The 13,864-nt window shown below is 72.9% G+C and carries 7 protein-coding genes; 3 read left to right on the top strand and 4 right to left on the bottom strand.

Going from position 1 to position 13,864, the window contains the following annotated elements; translation table 11 throughout:
• Nucleotides 1–44: 44 nt before the first annotated feature.
• Nucleotides 45–1,073 (bottom strand): LacI family DNA-binding transcriptional regulator, encoded by a 1,029-nt coding sequence (locus ACSMXW_RS32030; RefSeq protein WP_485801486.1) that lies wholly within the window; start codon nt 1,071–1,073, stop codon nt 45–47.
• Nucleotides 1,074–1,278: 205 nt separating this feature from the next.
• Here ACSMXW_RS32030 and ACSMXW_RS32025 point away from each other — a divergent pair, with 205 nt between their 5' ends.
• Entirely contained in the window at nt 1,279–3,858 is a 2,580-nt protein-coding gene (locus tag ACSMXW_RS32025; RefSeq protein ID WP_485808444.1) for a PA14 domain-containing protein, read from the top strand.
• A 322-nt stretch (nt 3,859–4,180) separates the two neighbouring features.
• The gene (locus tag ACSMXW_RS32020) at nt 4,181–5,350 is read left to right on the top strand and encodes a PP2C family protein-serine/threonine phosphatase (protein ID WP_485801484.1); all 1,170 of its coding nucleotides are present in this window, start codon (nt 4,181–4,183) and stop codon (nt 5,348–5,350) included.
• Nucleotides 5,351–5,655: 305 nt separating this feature from the next.
• Here the strand turns inward: ACSMXW_RS32020 and ACSMXW_RS32015 are convergent, their stop codons facing one another.
• The 3 genes from ACSMXW_RS32015 to ACSMXW_RS32005 all read right to left on the bottom strand — a co-directional run bounded on the left by ACSMXW_RS32015 (nt 5,656) and on the right by ACSMXW_RS32005 (nt 12,212).
• Nucleotides 5,656–6,456: a DUF427 domain-containing protein gene (locus ACSMXW_RS32015; protein ID WP_485801483.1), complete on the bottom strand. Its 801-nt coding sequence runs from the start codon at nt 6,454–6,456 to the stop codon at nt 5,656–5,658.
• 263 nt (nt 6,457–6,719) lie between these two features.
• On the bottom strand, nt 6,720–10,070 hold the full coding sequence (locus ACSMXW_RS32010) for a glycoside hydrolase family 172 protein (protein ID WP_485801482.1): 3,351 nt from the start codon (nt 10,068–10,070) through the stop codon (nt 6,720–6,722).
• Between the two features lie 381 nt (nt 10,071–10,451).
• Nucleotides 10,452–12,212: a glycoside hydrolase family 183 protein gene (locus tag ACSMXW_RS32005; RefSeq protein WP_485801480.1), complete on the bottom strand. Its 1,761-nt coding sequence runs from the start codon at nt 12,210–12,212 to the stop codon at nt 10,452–10,454.
• Between the two features lie 484 nt (nt 12,213–12,696).
• On the opposite strand from ACSMXW_RS32005, the gene ACSMXW_RS32000 reads away from it, so the two are divergent.
• Entirely contained in the window at nt 12,697–13,845 is a 1,149-nt protein-coding gene (locus tag ACSMXW_RS32000) for a glycoside hydrolase family 3 N-terminal domain-containing protein (protein WP_485801478.1), read from the top strand.
• Nucleotides 13,846–13,864 lie beyond the last annotated feature (19 nt).

Below are 13,864 nucleotides of genomic sequence, written 5' to 3'. Positions count from 1 at the left end.
CGCGGCGACCCGCGGCCGGAAGGCGGCCGGCGGCCCGGCTGCGGTCAGCGGGCCGCGCGGCCCAGCGTGCTCTCCCGCTCCACCAGCGTGAATCCGGGCTGGAGTTGCCTGGTCGGCCGGGGGGACCCCGCGGGGGCGCCGGCGAGCCGTCCCACCACGGACTCGACGGCCAGCCGGGCGATGGCCTGCTTGTCGGGGGCGACGGTGGTGAGGGTGACGGCACCGTAGCGGGACTCGGTGATGTCGTCGAAGCCCACCACCGCGATGTCCTCCGGCACTTTGAGACCCCGCTCGAAGAGCACCCGCATCGCCCCGATGGCGATCAGGTCGTTGTAGGCGAAGACGGCGTCCGGCCGCTGCCCGGAGTCCAGCAGGCGCGCCATGGCCGCCGAGCCGTCCTCGTGCTCCCAGCCGTGCGTGGTGGCCACCAGCGCGTCGTCGACGGGCACCCCCCAGGCGGCCAGCTCCGCCTGCCAGCCGACGAGACGCAGGTGGGCGGGCTGGTGGGCGCGGTTCTGGCGGGCGCCGAGGAAGGCGATGCGGCGCCGGCCGAGGGTCAGCAGGTGCCGGACGGCGGCCCGGGCGGCGGCGATGTTGTCGATGGCGATGTGGTCGTAGGGCAGGTCGTAGCGGCGCTCGCCGAGCAGCACCAGCGGGGCGCGGTCGGTGCGCGCGGCGAGGTCCTCCGGCTCCAGCTCCAGCGGACTGAGGATCAGGCCGTCCATGACCCGGGCCGAGAAACCCTGGCAGACCTGGATCTCCCGCTCGCGGCGGCCCTGGGTGTGGTCGAGCAGCACGGTGTACTCGTGCTGGGCGGCGGCGTCGATCACGGCCGCGGCCAGCTCGGCGAAGTAGGCGTTGCCCAGCTCCGGGATGGCCAGGGCGATCAGCCCGGTACGGCCCTTGCGCAGGTGACGGGCGGTCAGGTTGGGCCGGTAGCCCAGCTCGTCGATGGCGCGCTGCACCCGCTCCCGCATGGCGGGCGTGACGTGCGGGAAGTCGTTGACGACATTGGAGACGGTCTTGACGGAGACGCCCGCACGCTCCGCCACATCCCTGAGACTGACGCTCATGTGCTGTCCTCCGCCGCTGTGTCGGGCATCTGGACAGAGCGTAGGAGGCGTGCTGTCATGCCAACGACCCGGTTTTACAACGATATACAGATGGTGTGGCAAGAGGCAGAGCAAGCACCCGCTTCCCCGTTCCGGAGGTACCGTGCACTCACCGTACCCACCCCCGCGTCCGTCAGGGCGCCGTCTGCGCACCTGGGCGACGACGCTGTGCGCCGCGTTGGCCCTGGCCGCCACCGCGCTCGGCGGCCCGGCCGGCGGCGAGGCCGCCGCTGCGGAGCCCACCGTGGTCCACGGTCTCAAGGGCGAGTACTACACGCAGAGCGCCCCCGGGGCCTTCGACTTCGGCACCCTCGAGGCGACCGCCTTCGACCCGTCCCTCACCTTCGACGACCTGGAGCCCCGGCTCCAGGCACGCACCGGCCGGAGCGACGACGACAGCGTCCGCTGGACCGGCAGGATCACCCCGGACAGGACCGGGGACCACGTCTTCGCGATCTCCGCCGACAACGGCTTCCGGCTCTGGATCGACGGCTCCCTCGTCATCGACCACTGGGTGGACGACTGGGACACCGAGCAGACCTCGGCCCCGGTCGCGCTCCAGGAGGGCCACGCCTACGACATCAAGCTGGAGTACTTCGAGCACACCGGCGGCTCCAACCTGCATGTGCGGTGGACACCACCGGGCGGTGAGAAGCAGCCGATCCCGCAGTCCGCCTTCACCCTCCCGGACGGCTTCTCCTACGACGGCCCGACGGACGCGGCGGTCCAGCCGGACGGCAGGACCCTCGTCCTGGACTTCGCGCAGGACGTCGCGGAGCCCCTGGCCGGGCTCGACGACCACCTGGACATCGTGATCGGCGGCTCCCGGTGGCCGCGCGGCGCCACCCACCGGGACCCGGCCGACCCGACCCGGCTGATCGTGCCGCTGAGCGAGCCGGTCGTGGGCGGCCACGGCGGCCAGGCCGACATCCGCTACGACGGCGCGGGCGGCCTCGCGGACGCCGCCGGCCGGCCGATCGACGGCTTCTGGACCAGCGGCGGCAACGACTCCGCGTACGAGCTGCGCACCAGGTGGGCCGACGACGTCTCGCCCTCCCACGCGCACCCCGAGTACCCGCGCCCCCAGCTCACCCGCGAAGCCTGGCGGAACCTCAACGGCACCTGGCAGTTCGCCGCCGCCGAGGCCGGCGAGCAGCCGCCGTTCGGCAAGCGGCTCGGTGAGAGGATCCTGGTGCCGTACCCGGTGGAGTCGCAGCTCTCCGGGGTGGAGCGGCACGAGGACCGGATGTGGTACCGGCGGACGTTCACGGTGCCGGCCGGCTGGCACGTGGGCGACGGCAGGCGGCTCCAACTGAACTTCGACGCCGTCGACTGGCAGGCCACCGTCTACGTCAACGGCCACCGGGTCGCCACGCACCAGGGCGGCTACGACCGGTTCAGCGCCGACGTCACCGACGCGCTCACCCGGGGCGGCCCGCAGGAGCTGGTGGTCGGCGTGTACGACCCCACCGACGCGGCGAACGGCGAGAACCCGCCGATCGGCAAGCAGCGCCTGGACCCGAGCGGCATCTGGTACACGCCCACCTCCGGCATCTGGCAGACGGTGTGGATGGAGCCGGTCGCGCCGGACCACGCACAGGACGTGAAGACCACGCCCGACCTGGCGCACGGCACGGTCGGCGTGTCGGTGCGGGGCGTCCGGGACGGCGTGCCGGTCACCGCGGTCGCCTACGACGGCTCCCGTGCGGTGGGCCGGGCGACCGGGACCACCGGCGGCACGCTCTCGGTGCCGGTGCCGCACGCCCACCTGTGGACCCCGGACGACCCGCACCTGTACCGGCTTCGCGTCACCCTCGGCCGGGGCGCCACGGCGGACCGGGTCGGCAGCTACTTCGGCATGCGGTCCATCGAGGTCGAGAAGGTGGACGGCACGCCGCGCACCCTGCTCAACGGCCAGCCCGTGTTCATGATGGCCACCCTTGACCAGGGCTTCTGGCCGGACGGCCTCTACACCGCGCCCACCGACGACGCCCTGGCGTTCGACCTGAGGACGCACAAGCAGCTCGGGTTCAACGCGGTGCGCAAGCACATCAAGGTGGAGCCGGACCGCTGGTACTACTGGGCGGACAGGCTGGGCCTGCTGGTGTGGCAGGACATGCCCGCGATGAACACCGTGAACCCCTCGCAGGCGGCCCGCACCGAGTACGAGCACGAGCTGGCGGAGATGATCCACCAGCACGACAGCCACCCGTCGGTGGTCATCTGGGTCACCTTCAACGAGGGCTGGGGCCAGTACGACCAGGCCCGGATCGCCGACTACGCGAAGCGGCTCGATCCGACCCGACTCGTCGACAACATGTCCGGGCTCAACTGCTGCGGCGCGGTGGACGGCGGCAACGGCGACATCGCGGACGCACACGGCTATCCGAGCCCGCAGCTGCCCGCGCCGGACGGCAGCCGCGCCCTGGTCAGCGGTGAGTACGGGGGCCTGGGTCTTGCGGTGCCCGGGCACTCCTTCCCGGTGCAGCAGAGCTATGTCTCCGTCGACCCCGCGGTCTACACCGACACGTACCTGGACCGGCTGGAAGAGGTGCAGCAGCTCGCCGTCTGCCACGGCGGCAACGGGGCCGTCTACACCCAGATCTCGGATGTGGAGGGCGAGCTCAACGGCCTGCTGACCTACGACAGGTCCGTCCTCAAGCCCGACGCGAAACGGCTCGCGGCGGCGCATGGCGCCCTGATCAAGGGCGCGGAAGCGGGGACTCTCACCTGCACGTCGCCCTGACGCGCCCTTCCCCCGCGCCCCTGCCGGGGCACGACTGCTGCTCCGTCCACCACGAGGGGGCGAGGGGCCCGCGCGACCGGTCACGACGAGACCCGCCGGGTCGCCGCCCTCCCGAGAGCGCAGCGTCTGTCGCGTCCGGAGCACCGGCGGGTGGGTGGTCACCGGCGCCCGCGCGCTTTCCGGGAGGGGCGGTACGAGGCCGTTCGTAGGCGGTGTGACCGCTCAGGCCACAGGTACGGGCCCGGTGCACACTGGATACCGACCCATTTGCAACCTTATGGGATGTGCTGTGGTGAGGGAACGGGACAGTGGTACCCAGAGAATGCTGGCGGGGCTGCTGACCGCCGTGGGCAACACCGCACTGGACGACCTTCCGGATGTGGTGAGCGAGCACGCCAAGAGCGCCGGCTTCGCGGAGGTGCGGCTCTACATCGGGGACGTGGAGCGCCGCGCCCTGCACCTGCTGGCCGGCCGGCGCACCCCGGCGTCCGCCGAGCAGGTCGTGCCGGTCCAGGGGACCCTCGCCGGCCGCGCCTACCAGTACGGCGAGGTAGTGGCCGACCACACCGGGTCATCGGCCGGCTTCCCGTACTGGGTGCCGCTCTACAACGGCCTGGAACGCGTCGGGATCATGCTCGTGGTCAGCACCGACGAGGGCGACTGGGTCCCCGCCGATGCGCTGCTGCTCGCCTCACTGGTGGCCATGGCCATCGTCGACAAGCGCGGCCACAGCGACACCTATGCGCGCCTGAACCGCACCAGGACGATGAACGTGGCCGCCGAGGCGCTGTGGCATCTGATACCGCCGCGCAGCTACTGGGACTCACGGGTGGCCCTCACCGCGACGCTGGAGCCCTCCTACCAGATCAGCGGCGACGCCTACGACTACTCCCTCGACGGCCCCCTCGTCCATCTGTCGATCTTCGATGCGATGGGCCACGACACCGCCGCGGGGCAGGTCGCCGCCCTCGCCCTCGCGGCGGCCCGCAGCGCCCGGCACCGCGGTGCCGGGATCGCGGAGGCCGGGTACGCCATCGAGCGCGAGCTGGTCCAGCAGTTCCACGGCAACCGCTTCGCCACCGCCGTCCTCGCGACCCTGGACACCCGCTCCGGGACGCTGGCCTGGGCCTCGTTCGGGCACCATCCGCTGCTGGTGCTGCGCGGCCCGAAGGGGATCAGGATGGCGTGCCCGCCCGCCTACCCGCTGGGCACCGGCCTGGACGGGCTGGCGGCGACGGTCTGCCATGTGCGGCTCGAACCGGGCGACCGGGTCGCCCTCTACACCGACGGCATCACCGAGGCGCGCCGGCCGCAGGGCAGGGAGTTCGGCATCTCCCGTCTGATCGACGCCCTCACCCGCCACCACGCGGACGCCCTGAGCGTCCCGGAGACCGTGCGCCGCTTCGTGCACAGCTTCCTCGACTACCACGACGGCCACCTCCAGGACGACGCCACGGTACTGCTGTGCGAGTGGCTCGGGCCCGACGAGTAGCGCGCCCCGCCCCTGCCGGTGGCCCGGCTGCGACGGAGACTGCCCCCACCGCGACGGCGCCGACCCGACGGCCCGTCGTGGCTGGTCGCGCAGCTCCCCACAACCGGGTAGGCCACGGCACAGCCCCACCCCGAAGGGGCGCGGGGAACTGCGCGGGCAACCACCCACCCCGCCCGCCGTCCGGACACCACAGCAACAACCCCCTCGGGACGGCGACCACCGAACGGTCTCGCCGGGGGCTGAGCACGCGGCTCCCCACGCCCGGGTAGGCCGGTGCACAGCCCCGGTAGAGGGCGCGGGACGCGTCAGAGGCTTCGCTTCGGGCCGGACGGCTTGCCGGGCGGCACCGGGCGCGGCTGGAGTCTGTCGTCGACGTAGAGGTCGACGTGCTCGTTGTAGAACGCCACCATCGTCGCGATCGGGGCGACGTGCCGGGTGGGGAAGTCGTAGACCCAGGCGAGGTCGGTGTAGCTGGCACGGTCCGTGGTCACCGACCAGTAACCGCTGGTGGTGCCCTTGTAGGGGCAGCTCGTGACGGTGTCGGTGGGGGTCATGCGGGACCAGTCGACATGCACGCGGGGCAGGTAGTACCGCGTGGGCAGGCCGGTCTCGAAGACCATCACCGAGTAGGGCGCGTCGGCGAGCACCGCGCCGTCCAGCTCGACGCGGACGTTCCGTCCCGAGTGCAGGGCGTCGACACGGGTGTAGGGGTTCCTCGGGTGGACGAAGATCTCCTCGTCCTCCTCGAACCAGGCGTCGAGCGCGTCCCAGCGGAAGCCGGCGTGCCCCACCACGGGCGCGGGCGCGCCCTGCTCCCACACCCAGGCCGCGCCGTGCCGGGTGGTCTCGCCGAACATCAGGGTGTGCCGCCGCGCGGGTCCGGGCGCCAGCGAGATGGTCTTGCCCTCGTCGGCGAGCGCCCCGTCCGCGACGTCCTCGGGGGGAACCGCGTACTGCGGGTAGCCCGGCCAGAGCCACACGTACCAGGCCCGCAGGGTGTCGAAGACCGGCCGGCCGTCGACGAAGCCGCGCAGCCGGCGCGGCACGGGCTCGACGTGCCCGGTCGGCACGATCATCTGCGGGTAGTCGGGTACGTACTCCGGCATGGGCTCTCCCGTCGCCTCGTCAGCCCGTCGGCGGCGGTGGTGCGGGTTTGCCGACCGCCGGCCGGCACGGCACGGCGGCGGCCGTCCGGCGTCGCCACCGCGTCTGACTTCCTATCAGACGTCCGGGCGTCCGGCGGGGCGGACACGCCAGCCCGTGGCCGTGGCGGTCTCCGGCCGCCCGGGAAACGGCGGTGCGCCGGCCGCCTCGCGGGGGGAAGGGCGGCCGGCGCACGGTTCGGGCCCCGGCGGGCCCGGGCGGGGGGTCAGGACAGGTACTGCACCTCGCTGGGCTGCGGCCACTCGCCGCCGACGGCGAAGTGGTCGTGCCAGGTCCCGGCGGGCGCGAACCGCTGCCCGTCGGAGAGCGACACCAGGGCATCCGCGGTGTCGCCGCGGGTGAAGGCGACGATGTCGGCCCGCCCGTCGCCGTCGAAGTCCCCGACGCCGGGCACCTGGTCGCCGGCGGCGAAGCCGTCGTGCCACTGCCAGGCGTCCTGGACGAACCGGGTGCCGTCGGAGAGGGAGACGAAGACGTCGGCCGCGTCGCCCCGGGTGAACGTGACGAGGTCGTCGCGGCCGTCCCCGTCGACGTCGCCGACCTCGGGGACCTCCGTGCCGGCCGCGAAGTGGTCGTGCCAGAGCCAGCCGTCCTGCCGGAACGCGGTGCCGCTGGACAGGGACACGTACACGTCGGCGGAGCTGCCGCGGGTGAAGGTGACGATGTCGTCGCGGCCGTCCCCGTCGAAGTCGCCGACCTCGGGCAGCTCGGTGCCCACCGCGAAGTGGTCGTGCCACTTGCGGGGCGCCGCGAAGGACGTGCCGGTGGACAGCGACACGTAGACGTCGGCGGCGTCGCCCCGCGTGAACGCGGCGATGTCGTCCCTGCCGTCGCCGTCGAAGTCGCCGACCGCCGGCACCGCCGACCCGGCCGCGAAGTCGTCCTGCCACTTGACGCCGTCGCCGCGGAACGCGGAGCCGTCCGAGAGCGCCACGTGGACGTCGGCCGCCGTGCCGCGGGTGAACGTCACCGCGTCCTCGCGGCCGTCGCCGTCGAAGTCGCCGGTCAGCGGGATCTCGTCGCCGGCCGCGAAGTGGTCGTGCCAGCGCACGCCGTCGCCGGTGAACGCGGACCCGTCGGAGAGCGCGGCGAAGACGTCGGCCGTGTCGCCCCGGGTGAAGGCCACGGCGTCGTCGCGCCCGTCGCCGTTCAGGTCGCTGCGGGTCGGCCGCCCGCTGCGGCCGGAGAGCACACCGCCCAGCTGGGCGGTGTGGCCCGCGGTGTCCACCGCGATCACCCGGTAGTGCCGGCTGGTGCCGGCCCTGAGGGGGCCGTCGGTGAAGCCGAGCGTGTGGGCGGTGCCGAGCAGGGTGCCGGCGCCCACGGGGACGTCGGGCGCGGCGGACCCGTAGACGCGGTACTCCCGTACCCCGGTGTCGTCGCCGGGCTCCTGCCAGGTCAGGTGCAGGGCGTGGTCGGTGCCGCCGGTCAGGGCGGCGGTGCCCGCGGGGGGCGGCGTGGCGTCGGTGTGGGCGGTGACGAGGCTGTCGGCCGCGTACCGGGCCGCGGTCCAGGGCGGTGCGCCCGCGGCCGGGCGCAGTTCCACGGTGATCCGGCTCTTGCCCGCGGTGGCGCCGGCCGGCAGGGGGAAGGCGTCGGAGAGCCAGCGCTGGGTGGGGTTGCCGAGCGGCTGCGTCCAGGTGCCGACCTCCCTGCCGTCGACGAGGACCGTCGCGGACTGGTAGGCCGCCGCCTGGTCGGAGGTGCGGCGCAGCAGCACGCCCTGGTTCTGTCCGTCCAGGTCGAGCCGGAAGGAGAGTGGGGCGGTGGTGGCGCGTACCGCGTCGCTCACCGGTGTGTCGTCCGCGTCGCCCTCGTACCCGGAGTCGACGGTGGCCTGGGTGGCGGCGCCGCTCTCCCGGTATCCGGCGGCCGTCCGGCTCGCCGGGTCGCCGGTGTCGATGACGGTGGTGCGGTGCAGTCCGGCGCCGTCCGAGGCGTCCTTGGCGTACAGGAACGCGGTGGAGCCGTAGACCGCCGCCGCGTCGTCCTGCGCGCCGTGCTCGATGCCGAAGCGCAGCGCGGAGGAGTAGGAGACGGCGTCGGCGAGCATCAGCCGGTAGGCGCCGTCGCACTCGTACCGGCAGCCGTCGGCGGCCTTCTCGTGCCTCGGGTTGCCGTTCATCGGGTTGGTGTAGGTGCCGCGGTTGAAGTACCAGCCGGATTCGTAGAAGTCCTCGGTGCCGGTGCCGTGCAGCTGCGGGCTGAGCTGGCCGTCGGTGTGGACGCGCTCGTCGCCCTCCAGGTAGCCGCGGGTGTTGCCGGTGGGGATGCGGCCCTGCATGGTGTCGGAGACGCCGACGAACTTGCCGCGTCCCGTGCGGTCCGAGAAGAGCCAGTCGTGGTCGGTGACGGTGTTCCCGAGGTGGGACTCCGCGGTGAAGTAGCCCGCGCCGCCGGCCGCGCCGAGCGCCGCCGCCCACTGGTCGTCCGGCGCGGCGGTGACCTCGGTGTCGAGGCCGGTGAGCACCTTGCCGGTGCCGTTGACCAGGCTCACCGTGGCGTTGCCGCGGTACGGCATGGGCCACCAGGTGGTGTACCAGCCGTCGGCCGCGGTGTCCATGGCGAACAGCAGCGAGCGCACCGGGCTCTCGCCGAGGCCGGAGCCGAAGAACTCGCCGACCGGTGCGTCGGCGGTCCGCCTGCCGTCGAAGCTCAGCCGCAGCCGGAGCCCGGACAGCACCGCCTCGGTGTCCTCGCCGTCCGGGATCCGCACCCGCAGCGCGCTGATGCTGCCGGGACCGCTCAGCCGGGCCGCCTCCGCCTGCTGTCCGGGGGCGAGGTCCAGTGTCCTGCGCACGGTGGCGCTGCCGGCCCGCGCGGGCTTGGGGTCCTCGGTGCCGGCCGCCTTCAGCATGTCGATCACGTCCGTGGCGGGGTCGGACGGGTCGAAGCGCGGCACGCCCACGGCGTCGGTGAAGTGCCGGTAGGTGACGTGGTAGAAGAGCGGGTTGTGCTGCACGGTGACCCGCATCGAGGTGCGGTACGGCATCGGTACCTTGATGTAGACACCGCCGGAGGACTGGTCGGCGTCGGCCACCAGCGGATACACGAAGGGCGCGCCCTTCGTGCCCTCCACCACGTCCTGGAGGGGGGTGCTGAGCACGGTGGTGCCGTCCAGTTCGACGGTGATGGTGCCGGTGGCGGTGACGTCGCCGTTGTCGCGGGTGAACCAGATCGAGGAGATCTCACCGGCCCCGTGGTCCTCGGCGAGCACGCAGCCGGACGAGACGGTCTTCAGGCAGGAGTAGGTGCCGTCGAAGCCGTCGCCGTTGCCGCCGGTCCTGTCGAAGCTGGAGAACTGCCGGGTCTGTGTGCCGGGGCTGAGGTACGGCAGGCGGTCGAGCCGCCGGTAGGTGTCCCAGCCGACGGGGCCCTTGTCCGCGGCGGCGCGGGGCGTCCCGGCCGCGGCCGGAGCCGGGGCGGGAGCCGCGGCCTGGGCCGTGGGCGGCGCCGCCTGGGCCGGTACGGCGATCGCGAGAGTGGTGAAGAGCAGTCCCGCGAGGAGGGCCACGAGGGGCGGCCAGGCCCCGGGGCGTGTGATCAGGCTTCTCATGGCTGCTGCCCGCTTTCTCGAAAGGTGTGTCTCGCCGTCGAGTCCGAAGAGGTCGTGCCATGTCCGGGGTGGTGCCGTGGTGCGGTGGTGCCGTGGTGCGGTGGCGCCGTGCCGCGGTGGTATGCCGTTGTCGCACGTCATTCGGTGTCGCGGGTCATTCGGTGTCGCGGGTCATTCGGTGTCGCGGGTCATGCGGTGTCGCGGGTCATCGTGGCGTAGCTGCCGTGCCGCGTCGCCGGTGCCGCCGGACGCCGGGCCGGGTGGGCGGGGCGACGGACACATCATCGGCCGGGCGGGGGGCGAAGGCGGTGCGCCGCCCCTGCCGTGCCCGCCCGGGTCGCCCGCACAGGCGAACTCGCCGCGGCGTCGGGCACCGGCCGGTTACCGGCGGCCCTGCCGCGTACCGGAGGACCGAGCGGGGGTGGTCGCGTAGTACACCCCGAGTTCGGCGATGGACGTGAAGGTCCGGGTGCCGCCGGGCGTCCCGATGACGCGCACACCGTCGCCGCCGACCGGGTCGAACGTGAGCGTGTAGGTGTGATTGGTCCCCGCGCCGCTGTCGTACGGGTACGCGGGCGACACCCGCAGCCCGCCGGCGTCCACCCAGGTGTGGTCGCGGCGCACCTGCACCCGCAGGCCGCCGGCGAACCAGCCGCCGTCGCCGAACATGGTGCCGGTGGTGTAGACGACCTTGTTCATGGTGACGGCACGCGGCCAGGTGTAGCCCCACCAGCTCGCGGGCTTGTTCTCGTCGTTCCAGTCGTCCTCGTTCTGGGCGAGGTTGCCGTCGTTGTAGAAGCCGGTGTTCCCGAAGTGTGTGGCGCGCTGGATGCCCACCGTGCCCGGGTCGCGGGCGAGGTCGTGCGCGTCGTCGGGGGCGTTGGCGGGCGTGCTGGGCGTGTACGGCTCCAGGTGCGTCCTGCGCAGCGAGAAGGTGTAGGCCCACTGGTCCGAGATGCCGCCGCCGCAGGGGCAGACGTTCGACTGCAGCCACACCGACCTGCCGTCGGCGCTGATGTACTTCGACGGGATGGAGGTGGCGTACCCGCCGTGCTTGGTGTGCGTCCAGGGGTAGCCGCCGAAGTCCTTCGAGTCGAACCGCTTCCAGGGGCCCCAGGGCGTCGGGGACTCGTAGAACTCGAAGGTGTACTCGGTCCAGGAGGTGTAGATGTAGCGGTTCAGCGGCTTGTCGTAGACGATGCCGCCCTGGCTGAGCACGCTGAGGTTCTCGATCCGTCCGTCGGTGTACACCTCCGGGTAGACCCGCCGCTCGTCATGGAGGACGGGCACCTTCCTGGTGATGTCCGAGGACCAGGTGGGCGTGCCGTCGGCGGCGAAGCCGCTGGCGAACTGCCAGGCCGAGCGGGTCTGGACGGAGTCCTCGGGCACCCGGGCCAGGTAGAGGTCCTGGGGGTCCTTGACCCGGTCGTCGAACGAGTCCCGCCAGTTGCCGTCGAGGCCGTAGGCATAGACGTAGCCGTCGGGGGCGTTGCCGTACGCCTTGCCGTAGTCGAGGAACATCACGGTGGTGAAGACACCGCCGGAGAACATGGGCGCCGCGTGGTCCCAGGTCCATGTCCTGCCGTGGTCGGTGGACTTGGCGACGGTGGCCGCGGGCGCGTCGTCGAAGTCGGACGCGAGGTCCTGGACGGCGAGGTAGAGGGTGCCTCCGACGCAGGCCATGCCGGTCGGCTTGCGGCTGTGCCCGGCGGTCCACACCTGGCCGACGCCGTCGCCCTTGGCGAGTTGGGTGCCCGTCAGGTCGCCGGGGGTGCCGGAGATCCGGGCGACGCCGATGTCGCTGCCGTTGTCGTCGCCGCCGAAGCCCACGCCGTCGCCGTAGGCGCCGTAGACGTTGTCGTCGTCGGACCAGCAGTTCGGCCAGAGGTCGCCGTGGCTGCGGTCGTCGCCGACGGCGGGCGCGCCGACGGTGGCGCCGGAGTCGATGTCCACGGTGGAGAAGAAGGAGCTGTCCGGCGGGCTGGGGTCGGCCGCGGCGAGCCGGGCGCCGGCCACCGGGCCCGCGGGCGCCGCCGACGCGGCCGGCAGTCCGGCCAGCAGCACGGCGAGGGCGATCAGCCCGGGGGGCAGGACGCGGCGCAGGAACCTCCGGGACGACAGGCGTCCGGCGAGCGTGTGCATGGCTGTCTCCGTGGGCCGGCGGGGCGCGGCAGGGTCGGGCGGGCGGGCGGGCGGGCGCGGGCAGGTTGTTGGGAATCGATTTCATGGCGGACCGTATAATTACTGCATGTTCGCGTCAAGACAGTCCGCAACGTAGCCACGCCACCTCATCGAATTGCCCCTCTTGTCGGACTTTCAGCGCGGAGGGTGAGGGAGGCCGGCCGGATGAGCAGCTAATGATGGTGCTGAAATCGATTACCTGTCGGCCCGTCAAGCGGTCCTCACACGCGGCGAACGCGGATCGGACGGGCGGGCGCGGCCGGAGCCGGAGGGCGCGGCGCGCCGGCCGTTCGGGGATCCGACGTTCATGGTGACGACTCTGCAAATAATTTTCTTCGCTCTTGTGCAAGTGGGGAAGTTTCCTTCACCGTGGACGCCGCGCCCGCACGACGGGGCGCTCCTGTGTACTCCGGCGAGGCATGGACAGCAGTTCGTGAGGAGAGAGATGAGCACAGCGAGGAAGCCCATCAGCAGACGTGGTGCCCTGCTCGCCGGTACGGCGGCGGTGACCGGCGGCATCGGCCTGAGCGGGCCGGCCCTGGCGGCCACCGCGGACCACCGGCCCCGGCCGCGCCCGCGGTCCGGGCTCGCGCTGACGCCGGTCCAGCAGGCCGGTCAGCGCGTCATCTTCTCGTACCCCGGCCTCACCCCGCCGCAGAGCCTGCTCGACGCGATCAGCGAGGGCAGGGCCGCCGGGGTGATCTTCTTCGGCGAGAACATCTCCAGCCTGAGCCAGATCAGCGGTGTCGTCGACCAGCTGAAGCAGGCGCACCGGGCGAGCCCCGTCACGGCGCCGCTGCTGCTCACGACCGATCAGGAGGGCGGCCTGGTGCGCCGCCTGCCGGGCGAGCCGGTGCTGTCCGAGAAGGAGGTCGGCGCCTCCGACGACCCCGAGGCGGCGGCACGGGACGCGGGCACGGGCGCCGGTGAGAACCTCGCGGGCGTCGGTATGAACGTCAACCTCGCCCCGGTGCTCGACGTGTACCGCACGGCCGGTGACTTCGCCGACCAGTACAAGCGCTCCTACAGCACCGACCCGGTGGTCGTGGCCACGCTCGGCAGGGACTTCATCACCGCACAGCAGGCCACCGGCGTGGCGGCCACCGCCAAGCACTTCCCCGGGCTGGGCGCGGCCTCGGCGACCCAGAACACCGACCTGCGGCCGGTCACCCTGAACGTCTCCTGGTCCCAGCTCCGCGGCACCGACGAGCTGCCGTACTCCTCCGCCATCGCCGCGGGCGTCAAGCTGGTGATGCTGTCCTGGGCGATCTACCCGGCGCTCGACGCCCACCTGCCCGCGGGCCTGTCCCCCACCGTGGTCCAGGAGCTGCGCGGCCGTCTCGGCTTCAAGGGCGTGACGGTCACCGACGCCCTGGAGGCCGGCGCGCTGACCGCCTACGGCGACTCCCCGCAGCGCGGGGTCAAGGCCGCGGCGGCCGGGATGGACCTGCTGCTGTGCTCGGCGCGCGACGTCTCCCAGGGCGAGGACACCGTCACCGCGCTGGCCGGGGCGCTCCAGGACGGCACCCTCGACGCCACCGCTTTCCAGGCCTCCGTACAGCGCGTCACGACGCTGCGGAACGGGCTGGCCTGACCTGCCGCGGAGCACGGCG

Source organism: Streptomyces sp. DSM 116793 (genome assembly GCF_057320905.1).
This window is presented reverse-complemented; position numbering and strand designations above follow the sequence as displayed.